This window comes from Bradyrhizobium sp. AZCC 2289 (assembly GCF_036924615.1).
In the GTDB taxonomy this organism is placed as follows: Bacteria; Pseudomonadota; Alphaproteobacteria; order Rhizobiales; family Xanthobacteraceae; genus Bradyrhizobium.
In genome coordinates this window covers 3,200,365-3,220,885 of sequence record NZ_JAZHRY010000001.1, presented here as the reverse complement: position 1 = coordinate 3,220,885, position 20,521 = coordinate 3,200,365, and the positions used below count along the sequence as shown (strand labels likewise).

Sequence of the window (20,521 nt, the reverse complement as noted above, 5' to 3'; positions counted from 1 at the left end):
AGATTAGATTATTGGAGGGGGCTACTATGAGAGTGGCGAAGAGCCTTTGCTCGGTTCGGCCGCAGGTCTGATCGCGCAGGGTGGAGTACGGGCTGCCGATCTTTCCGTGAAGGCAAAGCCGGTAGAGTACGTGAAGGTATGCTCCCTGTATTATGGAGCCGGATTCTACTATATCCTGGGCAATGACACGTGCATCAAGCTCGGTGGTTATCTGCGCTTCTGGACCGCATTGAACTCCGATAGTATGAATCTGACCCCAGACTCTGGTGCTGGCGGCGCAGCGAACCGCTTCAGCAATTGGGAGTGTCAGAAGTTTTGTGTAAGAGCGGGAGATCTCCGCCGCCCCGCAATACGGCGCAGCCCGGCCGGATCGGCATTGCCGCCGTCTTCGATCGCCGATATCTCCCTGGTCGACGCCTTTTTCGAGTCTCTCGGGAACATTGCTCGTGGACCGAGACTCAGCCTGCCTCAATTGGCGATCAGAGACAGCGCCAGCAGCGTCGGCGATGAGCTTGAAGGAGCGCAGCCGCAATGCATGGTCGTAGACGTCGGATACGACGATGAGCTCGTCGGCGTCCGTCTCGGCGACCAGCTTCGCGATGCCGTCACGCAGCGTCTCCGGAAAGCCCACGATGGAACGCTCGAGCATGCGCATCGCCTGCGCCTTCTCCATCGGGAACCAAATTTAGACCGGGGGCGGAATTCGCGAGCAGCGCATATTTCTCAACGATCTACTGAACACAATTCATCATACATGCCCGTTGTTATGAGTTAGCTCGTAATGGCTGTCCTGAACCGAGGCTGGGTCCGGCGCACCCGTTGTCCCAAGGACGGCGCAGCTTCCCGGAGCTGCCTGGGCGCGCCGGACCGGGCACCAAACCGGGGCAGCACAGAGGACATCGAACCTGCCGCCGAGTAGAAATCCGCTAGTCCGGGCACGAGTGCGGCTGGAGCAGGCAAGGGGACCAGCAACTTAGTACTCGGCGGATTGATAGCCCCATGAGCCCCGGATCAGGCAAACTATGGCCCGGCCCGTAGGTCGGATAGATTTGAGAATTGGAGAGTCTTGGCACCGATGTCCGACCGTAACCCCGTTTCGATCTATGAAGTGGCCCGCGTCGTCGCCCAGATGGGTACTGCCGCGATCGGACTGCAGAACTTCGCCACCCTGATCATCGACCACGTCAACGCCGGTGGCCCGCTCGACGAGCAGAGCCTGGTCGAGCTCGGCGCGGCCTGCATCCGCAACGTCAAGAACGGCCTCATTGAGGGGATACCCCTCGAAGACGATGCCGAGACCATGCGGCTCGCGCTCGAGACGCTGCAGAAGTTTCTCAACGGAGTCATTCACCGCTAATGGGATGGTCCGGCCGTGCTCCAGCTCCGCCAGTGATCGAAGCTGGCTCGGGGCACCGAAGAGGAGCACGCCATGTCTCTGAAATCTAGCTGCGGAATCGCCGTGGTCGGCATCGATATCGGCAAGAACACGTTCCACGTTGTGGGGCACGACCGGCGTGGTCGGATCGTACTTCGACAGAGATGGTCGCGTGGCCAGGTAGAGGCGCGACTTGCCAACCTGCCGCCGTGCCTGATCGGGATGGAGGCCTGCGTCGGCGCGCATCATCTCGGCCGCAAGCTACAGGTACTCGGCCACGATGCCCGGCTGATGCCAGCCAAATACGTGTGGCCGAATAGCAAGGGACAGAAGGACACTTCCGCGATGCGGAGGCGATCGCCGAGGCGGTGCAACGCCCGACCATGAAGTTCGTTGGGACCAAGACCGCCGCGCTGCTCGACTTGCAGGCCCTGGACCGCGTGCGCGAGCGGCTGGTGAGTTGCGGTTGCGTTTTCTACGTGCCGAGCTGCCGGGCATCTTGGCGCCGCGAAACGATGTCCTCTGGCTCCGCATGGTGCACATCATCGCAGACCTGCCAGCAGATTGGCGCCGCCTGGATGCGCGCATCGAAGGTCTCTCCGGCGAGATTGAAACGCTCGTCCGCCAAGGTCAGCACTGCGAGTGCGCATACCGGGGAAGGCGACCACGCTGTCCGGCGCATGGAGACCACGTGATCCGGTCGATGACGACCGGGGCGGCGCACGAGCTTGATGGCGCCGTTGGATTTATTTTCTGATCTCAGTATTTGAGGTTCGGGTCAAGCGATAGGTGGAGCCCGTGCGCGGCGCGAAGTGACCGCCACGAGTCAAACGCAGCGCCGCGCATGGGCGGGCCGGAGGGCGCGTTGTTCATTTCTTCGCTCCTGTCGGCGGTTTCGTGACCGTCGTATCCGCGGCGCTCGGCCGCGGCGATGTGGTATCCGACTTGGCCGTCTTGGGATCGCGCATCGATGGCCCATCGAGCGCAAGACGATGGGCGTTATGCACGAGGCGGTCGAGGATAGCGTCGGCGAAGGTCGGATCACCGATGACCTCGTGCCAGGCATCGACCGGCAACTGGCTGGTGATCAGCGTCGAACCGGCGCCATAACGGTCCTCGACGATCTCCATGAGGTCGCGCCGCTGGTTGGCCGAGAGCCGGTCTGGGCCCCAGTCATCGAGGATCAGCAGATCGGCCTTGGTAAGCGTGCGGAACAGACGCGCGAAGCGGCCGTCTCCGTGGGCCAGTTCGAGATCGGCAAAGAGGCGCGGCACACGTGCGTAATGCACCGTATAGCCATCACGGCAGGCTCTCTGCGCCAGCGCACTGCGAGCGGCTGATGACGGTCCGCGGCATCGGCCCCATCATTTCGAGCGCGATGTCGCCGCGATCAGCGCCGGCGACGTATTCTCCAAAGGCCGCCACTTCGGCGCCTGGCTCGGGCTGGTGCCGAAGCAAATATCGACGGGCGACCGGACAATCCTTGACAGCATATCAAGGCGCGGTAATCGCTATCTGCGCGCCCTGTTCGTTCAGGCTACGGCACGACAATCAGGATGAGAACGGAGCGTCAATCAAGATGAGACGAGGCGGCCGAGTCAGATGATAATTGACGCTGGCCGCGGTTTGGCAGGCTGTGATTGACACTGCGCGACAGTCACGCTGCATTGTCAGCGTTAATCATGGTTTTGTCGAGCTCGTTTGGAGTGGCGTGAACGGGCGGCCGGCCTGGACCGCGCTTGCGATCGAGGGCAACTTTTCGCCGGTAGCGCTCGACGTTCATCTCGAGGATCGTGGCGTGGTGGGCCAAACGATCGATGGTCCAGCGTCATCGCCTGATTTGGGAAGATACGCCCCCACTCGCCGAACGGCTGATTGGCGTGATCAGTAGCGAGCGTCGCTCGTAACGGGCGGCGATCAGCTCGAACAGTACGCTGATCTCCGCCTGATTCTTCACATATGTGATGTCGTCGAGGATCAGGAGGTCGTGACGGTCAAGTTTGGCGATCGCGGACTCCCGAGCCAGCTTGCGCCGCGCTACCTGCGGCCGCTGCACCAGATCGGTGGTGCGTACGAAGAGAACGTGCCACCGTCCTCGACGAGAGCCAGGCCGACCGCTGCGCCGAGATCGGTCTTGCCGCCGCCGGCTGGACCGAACAGCAACAGATCGGCGCCGGTCTTCAACCAGACGTCGCCAGCGGCGAGCGCCGTCACCTGTGCCTTTGACAGCATCGGGACGCTTTTGAAGTTTCGAAGTCGAACGTGGCGAGCGTCTTGCCAGCGGGCAAACTCGCTACCACCATATGTCGCTCGATGCGACGGCGGGTACGATCGGCGGCCTCGTGTTCAGCAAGGGCGGCGAGGAAGCGGGCGGCGCGCCAGCCTTCCTTATCCGATCGCGCAGCGAGCTTCGGCCAAATCGTCTTGACGCCGGGCGGGCACGGCTCATTGAGCAGCAACTCGACGCGGGCGGCATCGATGAACGTCGCTATGCTGGTCATGCCGCCTCTCCCTGGCTGGAGTGGACCGACACCATGCTGACGGAAGCCAGCTCATCGTAGACGTCGAGCGGCCCCAGCTTGACTGCGACGCTCGGGATCGAGCTCGTCCCGGGGCGGAAGCGGTCGCGCAATGCTGCAAGATCGGGTAACCGTCCGGCATCGAGATCGATCGCGATCGCCTTGGCGAGCTCGGCTTCGCAGGCTCGCTCGTGGGCCAGCGCCAGAAGCTCGACCGTCACCTTGCAGGCGCGTCGGTCATCACCGTGTTCCCGCAAGGTCTCGAACAGACGTTTGCAATCTGCGCGCGGGAAGAGCTGGTCGCGAACATGGATGATCTCCTGAGCACAAAATTCAACTCGTGAACTTAGCTGCAAAGGTTTTGCTGGATTATTAGAGTACGATGGCGACAAGACCACGTTTCATGCGGCGGCTTGGAATGCGTTGACGCGAGCAATCCGAGAACTGAAGCAGAAACGAAGGCCGTGTGAACGGCATTGTAGTTTGCTGCCCCTGTCCTTTCGATTCAAAACGGATTCTTCACGGACGTGTGGTCGGATGGCACTTTGGGGGGAGCGCGCACCATGTCGATGAGGGCGCGAAGCGCCGCGGAAGGTTGTCTACGGCTCTGATAATAAAGGTGATAGCCCTCAATGCTGGGCGACCACTCCTCGAGTACTTGGATCAGCTTGCCGGTTTTGAGGAAGGGTCGGACGAGGTCCCCGGCCAGGTACGCTAATCCGATGCCATCCACTGATGCTTGAGCGGCTGCATCAGGACTATTCACGGTCACGACGGCCGGAGGGGAAATGATCCTTTTTTTGCCGTTCCGTTCGAAGACCCAGCGGTACAACTCACCGTCGCGGGAAAGCCGTAATGCGACGCATCGATGCGATGCGACATCGTCCGGCGTGCGCGGCACGGAGCGCTTCGCAAGATAGCCGGGACTCCCTACTACCGCTATTTGTATCGGGTTGCTCGCACGAATCGCGATCGCTTCCGCAGGTACGCGGCTTCGCGCCGCCACTCCCGCATCGAATCCTGTCGAAGCAAGATCTATCGGCGCGGGCTCGACACAGAGCTCAAGGCGCACCTCGGGGTAACTGGACAGAAATCGCGCCCATATTGGCGCTATGACCGTGCGCAGGGTCAAATCCGTATGGGTGTAGATGCGTAAACGGCCCGAAGGCCGATGCTGCTGGTCCTTCAACTCCTCCAGCGCACTTGAGATCTGCTCCATCCCAGGCCGAAGGCGCTCCAGAAGCCGAATTCCGGAGTCCGTCAAAGACACGCTGCGCGTCGTTCGATGCAGCAGCCTGCTGCCGAGGCGCTCCTCGAGTTGCCGTATTGAATGGCTGAGGGCAGATGAGGTTAGCCCCAGCTGGGCTGCTGCCCCGCGAAAACTGAGATGATCGGCGATTGCTAGGAACGTGTTGAGATCCGAAAAATCGCTGCGGTGCATTGATGAGTTTCCTTCAGCGGACGACGTACGGATATGAGATTTTCATTTAGCCGCGTTTGCGTCAATACTCCGAGTAGCAAGAGTGCATTGAGTCCGTTCCGTACCAAGTTCGCGCTCCTGTTCGAGAAGCGATCTGTTAATGCGAGCGGCGCAATCGTTCGGCCCGCGACGTGTCGTTGGAAGACGACGGTTGGTCAAGCGTGACCTGAGGGAGGGGACGAAGTGCTCACTTTGAGGTGGATTGATGACGATGGTTAATGACCTTGTTCTCCGGTCGACGGCGGGATTGGTCGCCGATCGCTACGAGGGCACTACGCGGGTGGTGGCGGGCGCTATGTGGTCTCGTTGACCTTCGTGCGATGTGCGGCAGCTCCAGCCTAGCATAAGGGGCACCGATTTCGTGCGGCCCCCGAACGCCGTGCATTTGCCGAGCTTGTTCGGCGGCGACGGCAATCTGCTCACATGAAACCAGTTTAGATGCTGCTCGCAATACCCACAACGTTGCACATGCGCCGTGCTGACAATGACTTAGGAGGACCCAAGAATGAACCAGAAAATGTCGACAGCCGAGCTTAATGCCGCGCTTGAAAAGGCCGATCTAAATGCACTGCGCATGTCGCTGCTACAGCTTACCGGCGATCCCGTATTCTCCAAGATGGAGACCTACAAGCAGCCCGTATGGGGCGGTGTCTTTAACGTGGCGATGGTCGACTCCAAGCACCACGACACAATCAAGAAGCGGGCCTTGGAGGTGCTCCTCAATCCGCCCGCGGATGTGCCACCTCCTCCCTCGTTCGACGAGTCAAAGCGTTTAATGAAGCTTTACACAGGTGACAACTACAGCAACGAATACTTGCGGCTAGGCTACGAGGAACTCGCGTTCGAACCGCACCCCCGCAACGTGGAATGGACGAAGCGTCCCAGCGACGAGGTGCTTTCAACCTATCACGCCACGGTTGTCGGCTGTGGGGCCAGCGGAATCGTCATCGCAGTTCTGCTCGAACACTTGGGCATCCCCTATACAGTGATCGAGCGGGAGTCCGGGGTCGGAGGAACCTGGTGGGTTCATAAATACCCCGACTGCCGCGTCGACATCCAGTCTCACGCCTACCAGTTTAAGTTTGAAAAGCAGTATCCGTGGTCGGAGCACTACCCGACGGCCCCTGAAAGCGCCAAGTATATGAACCATGTCGTCGACAAGTACGGCATCAGGCCACATTTGCGCCTCGCTACGCGTCTGCTGGGCGCCACCTGGGACGAGGAATCAGGCAAGTGGACCGTCAGGATCGCGGGGCCCGACGGCAAGGAGGAGATTCTCCGATCGAACTTCGTCTTCAATGCGACGGGCCAATTCACGCACCCGAAACTCCCCAAGGTTGAAGGGATCCAAGATTTCAAGGGCAAGATATTCCACTCTGCCAGATGGGATACGAGCTATTCCCACAAGGGCAAGCGGATCGCCCTTGTCGGCGCCGGAGCGACCGGTGTCCAAATGGTGCCGCCTCTGGCAGAAGAGGCTAAGTCACTGACGATCTACCAGCGAACGCCGCAGTGGGTGGTCGGTATGCCCAATTACAGGGAAAAAATCACTGCCGGAGAGCACTATCTGTCCGAGAACATGCCTTACTATTGGAATTGGCTTGTCTATGCCAATTTTGTCAAAACGCACGGACTCGAACACCTTACAATCATCGATCAGGACTGGATTGCCAAGGGTGGCCTTATTTCCGAATACAACGACAGAAGTCGTCGATACATGAAAAGCTATATTCTGGAGCAGATAGGATCGAACGAAGAGTTGGCCAAAAAGCTTATCCCTTCGTACCCGCCGATGGCACGGCGCGTTATTGTCGACAGTGGGTGGTTCGACTCGCTAAAGCGCGACAACGTCGAATTGGTAACAGACAAAATCCTTCGCTTTACGCCAGAAGGAATTGTCTCTGCGGACGGCCAAGAGCGTGAATTCGATCTCGTCGTCAGTGCCACTGGATTCGCGATCACAGACTATTTCGGCGACACAAAGATTGTTGGTCGGAATGGCAAGATACCGGCTGAATTATGGGCGAAGGATGGACCGCGCGCCTATCTCTCGCTGATGCTTCCCAACTTCCCGAACTTCTTCATCTTCTATGGGCCGAACGCGACGGCTACATTCGGCGGGCTTTACACTTGGATCGAATGCTGGGCGCGATACTCCGTGACCGTCGCCAAGCATGTCATCGAGAGCGGATTGCACTCCGCCGCGGTCACGGAGGCAGGCTATACTGCTTACAACGAGAAGAACGACGAAGCGCAGAAACTCAACGTGCGCGGCGGCGGAAAGGAATACTCGGGCAGTTACTACGTCAACGAATTCGGGCGTGCCGCTACCAACATGCCGTTCGGTGGGGCGAAATACCACGATATGTTGTCCAATCCGGATTTCAACGACTTCGACCTTCGCTGACCGCGGCTACACCCCGGCGCCAGATTGCAGTGCCAGGACACACTTTCCGGCGTTGGAGTGGAGGCATCGCAGGACAAACCGGCTATATAAATATATAAAGGAAGCAGCTTTAATGACAGCAGCAGGGTCGTATCTGCAGCCGCTTGTTCGTGAGAGTTGGCTTGAGCGTGTTCGAGAAGATGCCATCGACCCCTCATTGCCGATCATCGATGCGCACCATCACCTCTGGAATGACCGCGTTTTCCAGGGGAGGCAGTTGGCCCAGTACCTGGAGAGGGAGCTATCAGCAGACGTTTCCAGCGGCCATAACATAGTAGCTACGATTTTCGTGCAGTGCGCCTGGCAGCATCGCACGGAGGGGCCGGAGGATTTTCGTCCCGTGGGAGAGACCGAAACCGTAGCAGCTTTCGCGAGCCGCTTCGCATCGGGCAAGACGCAGGCTTGCAAGGGAATTATCGGGTTTGCGGATCTGCGCGGACCCCATCTCGACGATGTCCTGCGGGCACATCGCGAGGCGGGTGGCGGCCGCTTCCGGGGCATACGCCATTCGGCGGCCTGGGATGACGCGATGGAGCCTCAAACCTCCGTTATCCCGCCACGTGACCTGTTGCGTGATCCGCGGTTCCAAAAGGGAGTTCGCCGGCTGGGTGAATTAGGCTTCACATGCGATGGATGGCAGTACCATACACAACTCAAAGACCTTGCGAAGGTCGCCAGCCAGGCTCGTGAGACGCACATTGTTGTCGATCATACCGGCGGACCGCTTGGGTTCGGACCATATCGAGGGCGGCGCGATGAGGTTGTCCGCGAATGGACCGCCGGCATGAAGGAACTGGCAAGCCACCCTAACGTCTTTGTAAAGCTTGGCGGCTTGGGCATGTCTGTCAACGGATTCGACTATCACAACCATGACTTGCCACCGCACTCAGACCAACTTGCGACCGATTGGAAGCCGTGGATCGTGTCTTCCATAGAGATCTTCGGTGCGGATAGGTGCATGTTCGAAAGCAACTTTCCGTATGACAAGGGCATGTATAGTTACGTCTCGGTCTGGAATGCTTTCAAGAAAATAGTGGCCGACGCGTCTCCATCTGAGAAAGCATTGTCATTTCATGGTACGGCGGAGAAATGCTACTTGTTACGCTAATGGGATGCGGCACATAACCGTGCTTGATCTCGCACGCATCAGACCGCGGTAAGCGATCTGAGCCGCCGACGTTCCGAGACCTGCTGATATGAGCAAGGATGCAGCGTTCGCGGGACACATCTCGGCGAGCGGCAGGGCATGAACCGCGCCCTGTTTCTCGCGGGCCGTCCCGCCGGCACCAGTTGACTTGCAGATGTCAACGAGCCCGCACGCCCGGTGGCGAGAGTTTCACGGACCTCTACACCCGCGTCTGCCGCGCGATCGTGCGGATCACTGGCGCGGAGGCCGGCAGGGACGTGATCGCCGATCCGCGCCGCGCCGCATCAGCCGGTCGAGCCGAGGTGAAGCTCGCGTGGCGCCGTTGTCGCGCGAGCCGTACGCTACTTAGTCGACCGTGAAATATCCCGAAGCGATTGATTGGCAATAGAAATGGCGGGAATTTCGGCAATTGGATTTGCCGGAAATTGAGGTTTGGGCAGCGATTTTCTTGCAAATTCGAGTTTGGGATTCCCACGAATCTGAAGCTGTGATTCTCTGCTTTCGAGGGTGAAGAGCGGAGGATTCGATGCGGCCACGGGAGCGTCGGGAGGGCGGCGAGCAGGATCTGTTTCGGTCGCGGCTCGATCAGGCCATCGACATGGACCTCGCGCTGGTGAAGCTGGCGCGGACGATCGACTGGAGGTTTCTGGAAGAGAAATTCGGCGCCGTGTACGCCGATGGCTCCGGCCGGCCGCCGCTGCCGACCCGGCTGATGGCGGGGCTTGCGATTCTCAAGCACACTTACAACCTCAGCGACGAGATGGTGTGTGAACTGTGGATCGAGAACCCGTACTACCAATACTTCTGCGGGGAGGAGTTTTTCCAGCACCGGCTTCCGCTCGATCGCTCCTCGATGACCAACTGGCGCCATCGCATGGGCGAAGAGCGGCTGCAGGCGCTGCTGCAGGAGAGCCTGGCAGTGGCGCGATGAAGCCCGGCGATCTCGCCCGCGTCATTGTCGATACCACGGTGCAACCGAAGAACATTACCTTCCCAACCGACGCCAAGCTATTGAACCGTGCGCGTGAGAAGCTGGTGAAGCTGGCCAAAAAGCTCGGCGTCGATTTGCGCCAGTCTTACACGCGGGTCGGCAAGTTCGTGCTCATCCGGCACCAGCGTTACGCCCATGCCAAGCAGTTCAAACGCGCCAACCGGGCTTTGCGCAAGCTCAAGACCTATCTCGGCCGCGTCATCCGGGACATCACCCGCAAGATCGACGGCGATTCCGGTCTCGAAACCAAATTTGCCTCACTGCTGAGCCTGGCACGGCGCATCCGCGCTCAGGAGCGCGGACAGCGCGGCCCCAAGGTCTACAGCCTGCACGCGCCCGAGGTGGAGTGCATCGGCAAGGGCAAGCCGCACAAGCCTTACGAGTTCGGCGTCAAGGTCAGCGTTGCCACCACCCTCAAGCACAGCAAGGGCGGTCAGTTCGTCGCCCATGCGCAAGCGCTGCCAGGTAACCCCTATGATGGCCATACGCTGGAGGCCGTCATTCCGGCGATCGAGCAACTCGTCGGCAATACGATCGAGCGGCTCCACGCCGATGCCGGTTACCGCGGCCACAACGCGCCGTCCGAGTATAAGTTCAAAGTCTACACGTCCAGGCAGAAGCGTCGCGTGACCCCGGCCATTAAACGAGAGATGAAACGCCGTGCCGCCGTCGAGCCAGTCATCGGCCATACCAAGGAGGAGCACCGAATGGGCCGCAACTATCTCGCCGGCCGCCACGGCGACGCCAACAACGCTGTCCTCGCCGCGGCCGGTTACAACTTCCGCCGCCTCATCAGGTGGCTGAACGATTTTTTGCGCATCATTCTGGCGCTGCTCTTCGTGCAGTCAAAATTGCTTCCCGTCCGAAAAGGGCGTTCTTCACGGACGACTACTTAGCTCGAGAACGAAGTTCTAAGACCTGACATCTGGGAGAGAAATATGAGCTTGTTCGACATGAAAGGGAAGGTCGCCGTCATCACCGGCTCGACGCGCGGCATCGGCCGGGCCATTGCCGAGCGGATGGCCGAGCACGGCGCCAAGGTCGTGATCTCCTCGCGCAAGGCCGACGTCTGCGAGGAGGTGGCGAAGGAGATCAACCACACATATGGCAAGGGCACCGCGGTCGCGATCGCCGCCAACATCTCCGCAAAGGAGAATCTGCAAAACATCGTCAACGAAACCAACCGCGCCTTCGGCAAGATCGACGTGCTGGTCTGCAACGCGGCGTCCAATCCATATTACGGTCCGCTCGGCGGCATTTCCGACGACCAGTTCCGCAAGATTCTCGACAACAATATCGTCGCCAACAACTGGCTGATCTCGATGGTGGTGCCGCAGATGATCGAGCGCAAGGACGGCTCGATCATCATCGTATCCTCGATCGGCGGACTGAAGGGGTCGACCGTGCTCGGCGCCTATGCGATCTCGAAGGCCGCCGATATGCAGCTTGCGCGCAACCTCGCCTGCGAATACGGCCAGCACAATATCCGCGTGAACTGCATCGCGCCCGGCCTGATCAAGACCGACTTCGCCAAGGCGCTGTGGGACAATCCGGAGAACCTGAAGGCCTCGACCGCGCGCTCGCCGGTGCAGCGCATCGGCATCCCCGACGAAATCGCCGGCTGCGCCGTGCTGATGGGCTCGAAGGCCGGCGAGTTCATGACCGGCCAGACGGTCGTGATCGATGGCGGCGCGACGATCAGCTGAGACCTTTACTGAAGTGTGTCTCGTCATGGCCGGGCTTGTCCCGGCCATCCATATCTTTGCCGCGGCCTCACAAACGTGGATGCCCGGGACACGGCATGACGGAGCAAATCGACTGGTACCTACCTCACTCCACCGCCGCGTAGACGCCGTTCCTGACCAGCGAGCGGAAATATTCGCGCTGGCCGGAGGCCTGCATCATGAAGACCGCAAACAGGTCTTCGCTCGGATCGATCCAGAAGAACGTGCCGGCCTCGCCGCTCCAGAAGAATTGGCCGACCGAGCCCGAAAACGACGCCACGCCCTGGTGGGAGCGCACCGCGAAGCCAAGGCTAAAGCTGTGGCCGGGGAGGACACCAGCGGGCGAGCCGCCATTGATCAGCATTTGCGAGAAGCGCGAGTGCTACGAGGTATCATTGCAAACGGTCGCGTGACGGCCGGGAGGAAGAGCAAATGCAGGCATTGAAGACCCATGTGAATCCGCAATCGTCTCAGTTCCGTGACGTTGACACGAAATCGAGCCAGACCGACTGACCGCGCGCAGCCAGAACCCACTCTGTTCATCGACGCGGCTCCGGACATAGCATTTCCGTCGCAAAGCTTAGCCTGTGTGCGGGCAGACCTCCCCGCTCTCAGTGAAGGCTTCAGGGCATCTCTGAATGATCGGCCCTGATTCCCGACCTCACTCGATGACACGGTCGCTGAAACACCTCGTAGCGAGATAGGCGCTTGTTACCGAACGTTGGGCCGTGTCGCGTTCGATTGGTCGGCGACGGCAGAACCAAGCAGAAGCTCGCTTCACTTCTAGTATGATAGACTGTATCTTGGTCGCGATTGCGGTAGATGCAGATGCGGCTCAGCAGATCTCGGTGCACGAGACCCTCATTGTTAGCGCATGGCGAGTTGGGACAAAGATGGCCTTTGCACAAACCGGTTTGGTGGCGCGGCCCGGTGGGTGGAGCACAGGGGACCGGCTCTTCCAGCGCTAGAGGCGCACCATGCAATGTGCACGACCGTCGCCATGACTGACTACGTCAACACGTTGAGGTTTGGCGCCCGCAACAGTTCTTGAGACGGCTCGACCTTTGGTTCTGTGCCAGACAACAGTGACTATGATAAGCAGACACGCCAAGAACCTATTTGCCGTTCTCACATTGATGCGTTTGATCCAACGACCTTACTATTAGGACCGACCAAGAAGGATTCTTTGTATCGAACTCGCTGAGGACCGCAAGGATACGTATGAATATGGAGAAAGGTCTTATGCTCGCGAAGTACAGGATGTTCGGGTTTTTGGTGCATGACGTCGCACGACTGCTCCGCAAACGTTTTGAACTGCATGCGAAAGATATTGGACTGACGCGGTCCCAATGGCAGACGCTCGTGTACCTCTCGCGGAACGAGGGGACTAGCCAGTCGAGATTGGCAGAGCTGAGTGACGTCGAGCCGGTGACCCTGGGGAAGATCGTCGACCGGTTGGTCGACATCGGCCTTATCGAGCGTGCGGTCGACCCCTCCGACCGCCGCGTATGGCGCCTGCATTTGGCACCGGACGCGCGACCGAAGCTCAAACAGGCGCGCAAACTCGGTGATCTCACGCGTCGTGAAGCGCTTGCGGGCGTGTCGGAAGAGGATAGAAGTCAGCTAATGGAAACCCTTCTTACACTTAGATCGAACCTTTCAGTCACACGCGAGCGACCTATGGCTAAAAAGACGGCGGCGAATGGCCAGTCAACGAGTCCGAAGCCTGGCAACGACGTTCATCGATACAAATAGCAGCTGTGCCGTATTCTTGACGCGATCTCGGCGCCGTAGGCGATCATCAGCGCCGGATATCTCAAGGCGCCGCTCCTCGAGCCCTGCTCGGTTTCTATTGATGATGGCGCCGCTGCAATTGGCCGGCGTTATTCTCAGCCACTACCACAAGGCTTTCGACCTCGTTGGACTTTGCGCAGCACAACATGGGTGCGCATGGCAGAGCGCCTAGTCGCGGCCGGCAACAGGTACATGTCTGCAACCCCTGTGACGCCGCGCGATCTTCGACCGTAGACATCACTTACGCGTGGCGGACGGTTCGCCTGCAACGAACCCGGCCTCCCTGTTACCTACTCGGTTTTCGGACTGCCTCGTTATTTGCGCTCCTCGACTCCCGGATCTGAACACCGATGGCCGCCGGGAGGCCTACGTCGCAGCATGACTCATCCACTTGTGGACACATGACGGTACGTTAAGAATTGTTTGGCCGGCGCTTATAGGTATGAGCGGGCTTCGGGCCGAACATGACCGCAGCACAAGCCGCGATCGGGAAACTGCGTCCAGAGTATATCTCAGTCGCCAATGTGATCGCTCTTGCGAACCGTTTGGGCGTTCCGGATTACTTGGCTTTGCCGACCGCGCAGACTTTGGAGGAAGATTGGCGGTCGTCGCCGAGATCGAGGACGGTTCGGTGGTTTGCCTGACCTACGTCGAACTAAAAGTCGGCGGTTTGGGGCCGGACTTCGCGATTTTGGCATTATGCGCGGCCGATCGCGTCGGCCTGCTGATGGAGAACGGCGTCGAGGCGACGACCACGCTTTTCCGCCTCACCTATATTGGCGCAATCGTCGTACCAATGTTCAGCGGCTTTGGGAGCGATGCCATCGTCTCGCGGGTCAGCTCTTGTGGGACTCACGCGATCATAGCGCCGCACGGATTTCATCGTCGGGGCAGGCTAATCGAAACTGCGGCCGTGATCCACGAAGCAAGAGCGGCAAGATGATGCGCCGCGTGATCCGCAGCATTGCGGACTGCCCCCGGGAAATTTGTCCTCGCCAAACGATCCATCCACGCTCGACGAAATCAGATACCTTTCGTCCGACGGACATGGAAGGATCACCGGACAAGTCCCGGGCCCAGCGTACGGGAGCTGAAAGCTCCGATCATCACAGCGGCACCTTCCACCAAATCAGTCCACGAGCCTTGCGTTCAATCCGTGTCTAGTAATCATCTCTTTCAGAATGACCGGGATTAGCCGCTGAACAGACAAGCTCGCTTGTGTCACTGGTCGGTTTCTCTTCCGAACAATGTGGGCGGTCAGTCGAATTCCAGGGTTGATGATCGGCACCAAAAGCAGTTGCAGTGGCGCAATGTAATCAATTGCGGCAGTATGGGACATGATAGTGTAGGCGCTCGCACGGGACACCATCGATGCAATTTGCTGAAGTGAGTCCATCTCGACCTTAACGTTGAGCTGAATCGAGTTGGATCGCCCGAGCTGAGCGATTAACGGACACTGCAGCGGGCTTGGCAGGACCAAGGAAATCTCCTTCAGGTCCTTGAATTCGATCGACTGTCCGAGACCATTCCGCTTACCCGCTGGCGGCCAATTGTCTACGGCGGATACAAGGAAGAGCTCTTCCTCTAGCAGCGGCTTCACATCGAAGTCGGTGTTATCGAAGCCATAGTAAAGTATTGCAAAATCGATTGTTCCCGAAGCGAGCCATTCCAACAAATGGCCTGCCCCTCCTTCGCTGATCCGCAGCTTGACCAAAGGAAGCTCGACTTGGACCGTCTCGGCCAATGGAACAGTGAGAACCGACGCAAGGCCCGGCGGCAAGCCGACCGCAACGAGACCTCGTGCATCACCGCCTTCATGGCGTACTTTCTCCAGGGTGGCAGCGATGTTCTTCAAGATCTCGCGACCATACTTTGCGAGTACGGCACCGGCCTCGGTCAGTTGCGTCCCACGAGCACCGCGTAGGACGAGTTGCACATCCAATTGGTGCTCCAATTTTGCAAGCGCCTCCGATAACGAGGGTTGGGCGATGCCAATCCGCGATGCCGCACCGGATATGGTGCCTGCGTCCGCCAGAGTAATAAAGTACTCAAGTTGCCTCAAGTCGAGCGATATCATCTTTGTCCCTTTAAAGGATCAACTTGCACTCGTTCTTGCGAGCCCACGCTCCATTAAAGCGGAGTGGCCAAGCAGGTGCTGCACCGTGAACATCCCGCCACGCGGATTTCATTCAGGGCGAGGCCGCGCGGCAGGTAACGTCGTGTGTCATCGTAAATTGCCGTGCACGCTGAGCCCTCTTCGCTTGCACTAGTCGCTCTCTGGCGGTGCTATCAGATACGGCAGCGTTCCGATCAACCTACCAGTTGCCAGCGGGGTCAGCCTTCGTTCGGACGTTTGTGTTGCCACGACGGCGATCACAATGTAACGCCCTGCAGTGCACTTTCATCGTCCGCTATCATGCTCCGTTCCCGATAGCAGGCGGAAGTGAAAATATTTCAGTGATCAGGTGAGCGTTGTTCAGTCATTCACCTATCGCAAGAGCGGTACAGGAACTGATGTTCGTGGAATCAGCTGCGGATAATACGACTTGAGCTCGGCAGCAGTTCCTATACCGCTAGGCGACATAACGCTCCTATGGATGAGATTCCGACAGCGCACTTGTTCTGGTGCCAGTGAGCCAATCATGATGCGGACTTCCTACTTGATGAACAAGAGAAACCGACCAGTTACTCGGGCGAGATCGTCTGTTGGGAAATTGGCATCATCCTAAAGGACATGCTGGAGCGACGTGGTTTGCGCGCCACGCTCCTGCGGTAGTGCAGGAGCAGATGCGCGTCGACGCCACCCCTCGGGTTCGTAAATGAGACCTGAGCTCACATGGTCTCGCCCCGAATTCATTTCAAAGTAGGCGCTCGTTATGATGCCGCAGCACCTGCACGCTTTTTGCTGTAGCTGTTCCCGATCGATAACCTGCACACTGCGTCGCATCTTGCGTATCAATCCCTGCTCTTCAAAGCGGATGAGTGCTTGCGTTACGCTTGGGCGTCTCAAGCCCAGAGCCGCGGAAAAGTAGTGATGTGGAAGCGCCAGGGCGGCGCCGTCGAGGACGTCGCTCGCCAGACAGAGCCAATTTGCCAAGCGCTGCTCGAGCTTGTGCCGAACGGCGCAGAATGTGGTCTGAGCCTCATGTATCGCGAGGCCTTGTGCATATCGCAATAGGCCGCACCGAAATTCAGGAGACTCGGCGAATACGCGCCAAAACTCCTCGGTGCCGATCCTGAGTGCGCTTCCAGGAAGAAGCACGATTGATTGATGCGCTGGAAGGTGTCCACCCAACAAGCTGGAGATCCCAACAGCTCCCTGAGCTCCGATCGTTGCTATTTCGACGAAACCTTCGGTTGCGACTGTTCTCAGCGATACGATTCCTGACTCTACGAAATAAACGTGCTCGACAGGCTTCCTTGGCCCCTGCAAGCTCAGCCGCTCCTTTAGAGTAACTTGCTCGAGAAACGGGAGAATCGCAGCAAAGCATGCTGGAGGGAGGCCCGCCAAAATGGCGTTCTTGATAAGCATCCGCTTGGAGTGTACGTACAATTCATCCCTCCCTATCGAGCTCCTTCCATAGACGTGTTCTTGTTTTTAGGCCGCTGCGAAGGATACGCTGATCTTGGCCGATGACCACGATCGGTAGTCGCGCGCCAGACCAAGCATATGGACTACGTTAAGCCGCCATCACCGGTCAATCGTCTGGTAGCCTATGATAGCTACAGGTGCCGACGATGACCCAGGGCACTACCGGTCGATGACCTTGACATCGGCTCGAGAATGCGTTGGCCGCGGCGCTATGATGGGTGCGGTCGAGAAGCTCGAAACCTTGGCAAGTATTGAGACAAGATCGACGTTCGCCGGTATGGACGTCCCCTCGGTGCGCGACGTCGGCGGACAACTCGAACGACGGCCGTGCATGGAGAACCAGGCCAGAGAAGGTTCGTCGAGGGCGACTTGTCGGCGTACGTGCCTGGATAGCACTCAGCCTTTGCTTCGGTTTAGGCGAAGCCCTGCTCACCCTTGAGACGCTGCGCAAGCGGATCATGGCCAGCAGCTTCTTTAGCGCGGCTTGCTTCGGGCCCGTCGTTGAACTGATGGTCTGTAGACCGGCATCCTCTCGGAGCCTTTCAAAGCGGGGGCACTCTTCATGCTTACACTTGCCCGTCTTCAAAGCGATTAATTTAGTCGCGTATCACATTGGCCTTGGCGTTTCTGAAGTGCCTCCATCTAGTCTAGCCGTCGGTCGCGTCGGGCACATCCAGGACGGCATCGACGCGATAAAGCCGACGGTAATAACGTTCGATCAAAGCCAGCAGCAGGCGATCGGGTCAAACTGGCGGAACAGCATGCGCGGTGGAATGGCCTCGGGCGCATTGCCAGGAGATATTCGTCACACTGAAGATGCTCTTTGATGCGGCGGTCGGCCGAGCCGCTACCATGCTCTGTGCGGACGCGGCTGGACGATGTCGTGGCTACTCGACACAACGAGTTCTATCTTGAAATCCTGAGTTTCTAACGGATCCAGAAAATCGCTGAGTAGCAGAGATCGGCCAATTGAATTTGGCTTGGTGCTTATCCGGTCGCCCGTTAAGAAACCCGATTGAGCAGGGCTGGGAAGGCGAGGGCGCGCCACAGCTTGAATAGGAACAGGCACACGAGTTCTCTGAACCAGACGAGGATGCGGCGGAAATTGTGGCCGGCGGCGGAGAGGACGACGTTGGCGGCGTCGCCGGCGCGGCCTTTGAGATAGCGGCGGCCGAGGTGACCTTCGGCCTTCAGGTGGCCGGTGATGGGCTCGATGGCGGGGCGGCGCCGCAGTTCGCGCCTGATGACACCGAAGACGCCGCGCTTCTGGCCCGACATGAAGATGTGGCGGGGATTTTGCGCGTCGTGGCCGCGGTAGCCCTTGTCGACATAGGCGCGCTCGATCGCACAGCCGGTGCGGTCGATGACCTCCCCAGCATGTGAGGACCGTCGTAAGTGTTATCGGGCAGCGCCCTGGCGTGCAGCACGAACTGGCCGCCGCGGCAGGCTGGTTGTTGGTGACGATGGAGGCCTTCACCCGAACTCGTAAGGCGCGCTGGCCTTGCCCTTGCCGATGCACTCCACCTCCGAGACATGGAAGGAATACAGCCTCCAGCCGTGCTGACGCTGCTGCTGAGAGCGGATCTGCGTGGCCCGGGTCAGCGGGAGTGCGAACGCCTCTTCGAGCGCAGCCTCACCTTCGATCTTGCGGCGGATGTCGCGGATGACCCGGCCGAGCCGGCTGAGCAACTGCCGCCCCAATGCAGCTTGAACTGTTTGGCATGGGCGTAGTGGCCATCATCGCGGCGACCTTGGCGATCCGGGAATAGGATTGCCGCAGCTTGACGCCGTGCCTGGTCGCCAGGCGGTTGAGCCCCCGAATCGCCGCATGCAGCAGCTGGCATCGGCCGGAAAGCTGATGGCCTTCGGCTGCACCGTGACCCGCTCCAGGTCGTTGTTGCGTAACGCGCCGGCCTCGTGAGCCACCCGCAGGTTCTCGGCCAGCAGGCAGCTCCAGCCTGTCGCCGAGCTGCTTGCGCCAATGGCTCAGGTCCGAGCGCTCGTGCGGGAAGGCGTGCTGGAAGAACTCTTCGCCGGTGAAGTATCGGAAATACGGCATGGACCCAGCGTTCGCACAGCCCCTCATCGGACAGTTCGTAGATGTGCTTGTGCAACAACAGCCCGATCATGACGCAGGTCTCGATTCCCGAGCGGCTGTTCTCGCTGTAGAGCGGCGCCATGCTTCAGATTGATGATCTGGTCAAGCCGCGCCCGGAGCCGATCGTTCGCGCCCGTCGTCTGGTGCTTCCTCGGCCGCGTCGTCCTCTCCGATGCACCACAGAATCATGGTTCGCAGCGAAAGGGAATCCACAAACGAGATTGCAAGGTTTGGGGTCCTCAAGCGCCAAGCCCTTGCAATCTCAAATGCCCCAGCATCCGAAAAACAGACTCCCGCTCGATCGACTATCCGCCGCTTCGTTCCAGAAGACTGTCTTGGACACCACGGGAGCGAGGGCGTTCCTCTCGGTCCCCGCGAGTTCCGGTTTTCCGCACTGCCGAGGCCGCAGCTGTGGTCAGCTTTATTGCGGCGGCACGACACGAGACAAGAACTCGATCGCCATGGTACCGAACGCATCATTTCGATCGCCGACGATCATGTGCGCGGTGTCTCGCACGTTCATGTACTCCGCGCTCGGACACAGCTCTTTGAACGCTCTCACGCCGCTCTCGCTTAGGACATCGGAAAGATCACCCCTTACTAAGAGCGTCGGAACCGAAATATTTCTGGCGCAAGTTTCTAGTCGCAGCTCCATTTCGTCGGGATCGACAATTCTACGTCGAAATTGTGGATCCCAATGCCATCGATACTTACCTCGGTCATCGATGCGTAGACTCTTGGCGAGACCTTCAAGACTCTTGGATCGTTTCCGATGTGGCTGGTATTGGTTTATCGCGTCGGCGACTTCTTCCAGGGAGTCGAATCCCTCCGGTCGTAGATCCATGAAATCAAGGACGCGTTGAGTTCCAGCGCGTTCTAGCTTGGGAGCTATATCGACTAGCACCAACGCTCTGGCATCTATCTGGCTCTCACCTACGGCTATCAGACTCGTTAGGCCGCCCATCGACGCACCGACCAAAACGGGGTGGGGCTGGCCAATTTCGCTGAGCACGCACCGGAGGTCCTCCACCATTATGTTTTGGCTGTAATCGCCGTCTTCGGCCCAGCCAGAGTCACCGTGACCGCGGGCATCCAATGCAATCACGTGGTAGCCTGCTTGAGCTAGGATCACTCCAGTGTTTTTCCAAGCGTGTCGTGTTTGGCCGCCGCCATGCGTCAATACGACGAGCGGTCGGTCTGATGGCCCCCAAAGGTCTCCTGCGATCCGTACACCGTTGGCTCCTTTCCAGATGTGCATTGGGGGCAAAGCCCCCGCAAGCCGCTTACCTCGGTTCATCGCGTTCTCCCTCGATGTTCGCAAAAGGTCTTCCGCGGCGGGCGCGCGATCAGCTCGT

11 protein-coding genes and 8 pseudogenes are annotated in these 20,521 nt (G+C 59.1%); 10 read left to right on the top strand and 9 right to left on the bottom strand.

All coding sequences use genetic code 11. The annotated features are described in order from the left end of the window. Nucleotides 1-46: 46 nt before the first annotated feature. From V1289_RS15505 to V1289_RS15495, 3 genes and pseudogenes are all read left to right on the top strand, one after another. Nucleotides 47-301, top strand: a pseudogene (locus V1289_RS15505) (porin); the annotation flags it as partial. Nucleotides 302-1,075: 774 nt separating this feature from the next. Then, nucleotides 1,076-1,357 carry a hypothetical protein gene (locus V1289_RS15500; RefSeq protein ID WP_334397727.1) on the top strand — a complete coding sequence of 94 codons (282 nt, stop codon included), beginning with the start codon at nt 1,076-1,078 and terminating at the stop codon, nt 1,355-1,357. Nucleotides 1,358-1,429: 72 nt separating this feature from the next. Beyond that, a pseudogene (locus V1289_RS15495) lies at nt 1,430-2,015 on the top strand (IS110 family transposase); the annotation flags it as partial. A gap of 229 nt (nt 2,016-2,244) precedes the next feature. On the opposite strand, the pseudogene V1289_RS15490 reads toward V1289_RS15495, so the two are convergent. Further along, nucleotides 2,245-2,724: pseudogene (locus V1289_RS15490) on the bottom strand (ATP-binding protein); the annotation flags it as partial. Here V1289_RS15490 and V1289_RS15485 point away from each other — a divergent pair. Continuing rightward, nucleotides 2,703-2,914 (top strand): annotated as a pseudogene (locus V1289_RS15485) (transposase); the annotation flags it as partial. The pseudogenes V1289_RS15490 and V1289_RS15485 overlap by 22 nt on opposite strands. 118 nt (nt 2,915-3,032) lie before the next feature. Here the strand turns inward: V1289_RS15485 and istB are convergent. The 3 genes and pseudogenes from istB to V1289_RS15470 all read right to left on the bottom strand — a co-directional run bounded on the left by istB (nt 3,033) and on the right by V1289_RS15470 (nt 5,335). Next, nucleotides 3,033-3,876: pseudogene (gene istB, locus V1289_RS15480) on the bottom strand (IS21-like element helper ATPase IstB). Continuing rightward, nucleotides 3,873-4,115, bottom strand: coding sequence for a hypothetical protein (locus tag V1289_RS15475; RefSeq protein WP_334397726.1), 243 nt, complete (start codon nt 4,113-4,115; stop codon nt 3,873-3,875). The pseudogene istB and the gene V1289_RS15475 overlap by 4 nt, the downstream one beginning before the upstream one ends. Before the next feature lie 284 nt (nt 4,116-4,399). After that, nucleotides 4,400-5,335, bottom strand: a complete 936-nt coding sequence (locus V1289_RS15470; RefSeq protein WP_334397725.1) for a LysR family transcriptional regulator — start codon at nt 5,333-5,335, stop codon at nt 4,400-4,402. A gap of 544 nt (nt 5,336-5,879) precedes the next feature. Between V1289_RS15470 and V1289_RS15465 the strand changes: the two genes are divergently transcribed. From V1289_RS15465 to V1289_RS15450, 4 genes and pseudogenes are all read left to right on the top strand, one after another. Further along, complete coding sequence (locus tag V1289_RS15465; protein ID WP_334397724.1) at nt 5,880-7,781, top strand: flavin-containing monooxygenase; 1,902 nt, start codon at nt 5,880-5,882, stop codon at nt 7,779-7,781. A 112-nt stretch (nt 7,782-7,893) separates the two neighbouring features. Next, the gene (locus V1289_RS15460; protein WP_334397723.1) at nt 7,894-8,928 is read left to right on the top strand and encodes an amidohydrolase family protein; all 1,035 of its coding nucleotides are present in this window, start codon (nt 7,894-7,896) and stop codon (nt 8,926-8,928) included. Nucleotides 8,929-9,493: 565 nt separating this feature from the next. Then, a pseudogene (locus V1289_RS15455) lies at nt 9,494-10,854 on the top strand (IS5 family transposase). Nucleotides 10,855-10,896: 42 nt separating this feature from the next. Beyond that, nucleotides 10,897-11,664, top strand: coding sequence for an SDR family NAD(P)-dependent oxidoreductase (locus V1289_RS15450; protein WP_334397722.1), 768 nt, complete (start codon nt 10,897-10,899; stop codon nt 11,662-11,664). A 124-nt stretch (nt 11,665-11,788) separates the two neighbouring features. On the opposite strand, the pseudogene V1289_RS15445 reads toward V1289_RS15450, so the two are convergent. Beyond that, nucleotides 11,789-12,064: pseudogene (locus V1289_RS15445) on the bottom strand (serine hydrolase); the annotation flags it as partial. 860 nt (nt 12,065-12,924) lie between these two features. Here V1289_RS15445 and V1289_RS15440 point away from each other — a divergent pair. Both V1289_RS15440 and V1289_RS15435 read left to right on the top strand, forming a co-directional pair. Continuing rightward, entirely contained in the window at nt 12,925-13,437 is a 513-nt protein-coding gene (locus V1289_RS15440; protein WP_334397721.1) for a MarR family winged helix-turn-helix transcriptional regulator, read from the top strand. A 637-nt stretch (nt 13,438-14,074) separates the two neighbouring features. Further along, entirely contained in the window at nt 14,075-14,419 is a 345-nt protein-coding gene (locus V1289_RS15435) for an AMP-binding protein (RefSeq protein WP_334397720.1), read from the top strand. 186 nt (nt 14,420-14,605) lie between these two features. Here V1289_RS15435 and V1289_RS15430 read toward each other — a convergent pair whose 3' ends face one another. The 4 genes and pseudogenes from V1289_RS15430 to V1289_RS15420 all read right to left on the bottom strand — a co-directional run bounded on the left by V1289_RS15430 (nt 14,606) and on the right by V1289_RS15420 (nt 20,463). Continuing rightward, entirely contained in the window at nt 14,606-15,553 is a 948-nt protein-coding gene (locus V1289_RS15430; RefSeq protein ID WP_334397719.1) for a LysR family transcriptional regulator, read from the bottom strand. Nucleotides 15,554-16,201: 648 nt separating this feature from the next. Then, on the bottom strand, nt 16,202-17,008 hold the full coding sequence (locus V1289_RS49725) for a Crp/Fnr family transcriptional regulator (protein WP_442896183.1): 807 nt from the start codon (nt 17,006-17,008) through the stop codon (nt 16,202-16,204). Between the two features lie 1,062 nt (nt 17,009-18,070). Further along, a pseudogene (locus tag V1289_RS15425) lies at nt 18,071-19,324 on the bottom strand (IS5 family transposase); the annotation flags it as partial. 263 nt (nt 19,325-19,587) lie between these two features. Beyond that, entirely contained in the window at nt 19,588-20,463 is an 876-nt protein-coding gene (locus V1289_RS15420) for an alpha/beta fold hydrolase (RefSeq protein ID WP_334397718.1), read from the bottom strand. Between the last annotated feature and the right edge of the window lie 58 nt (nt 20,464-20,521).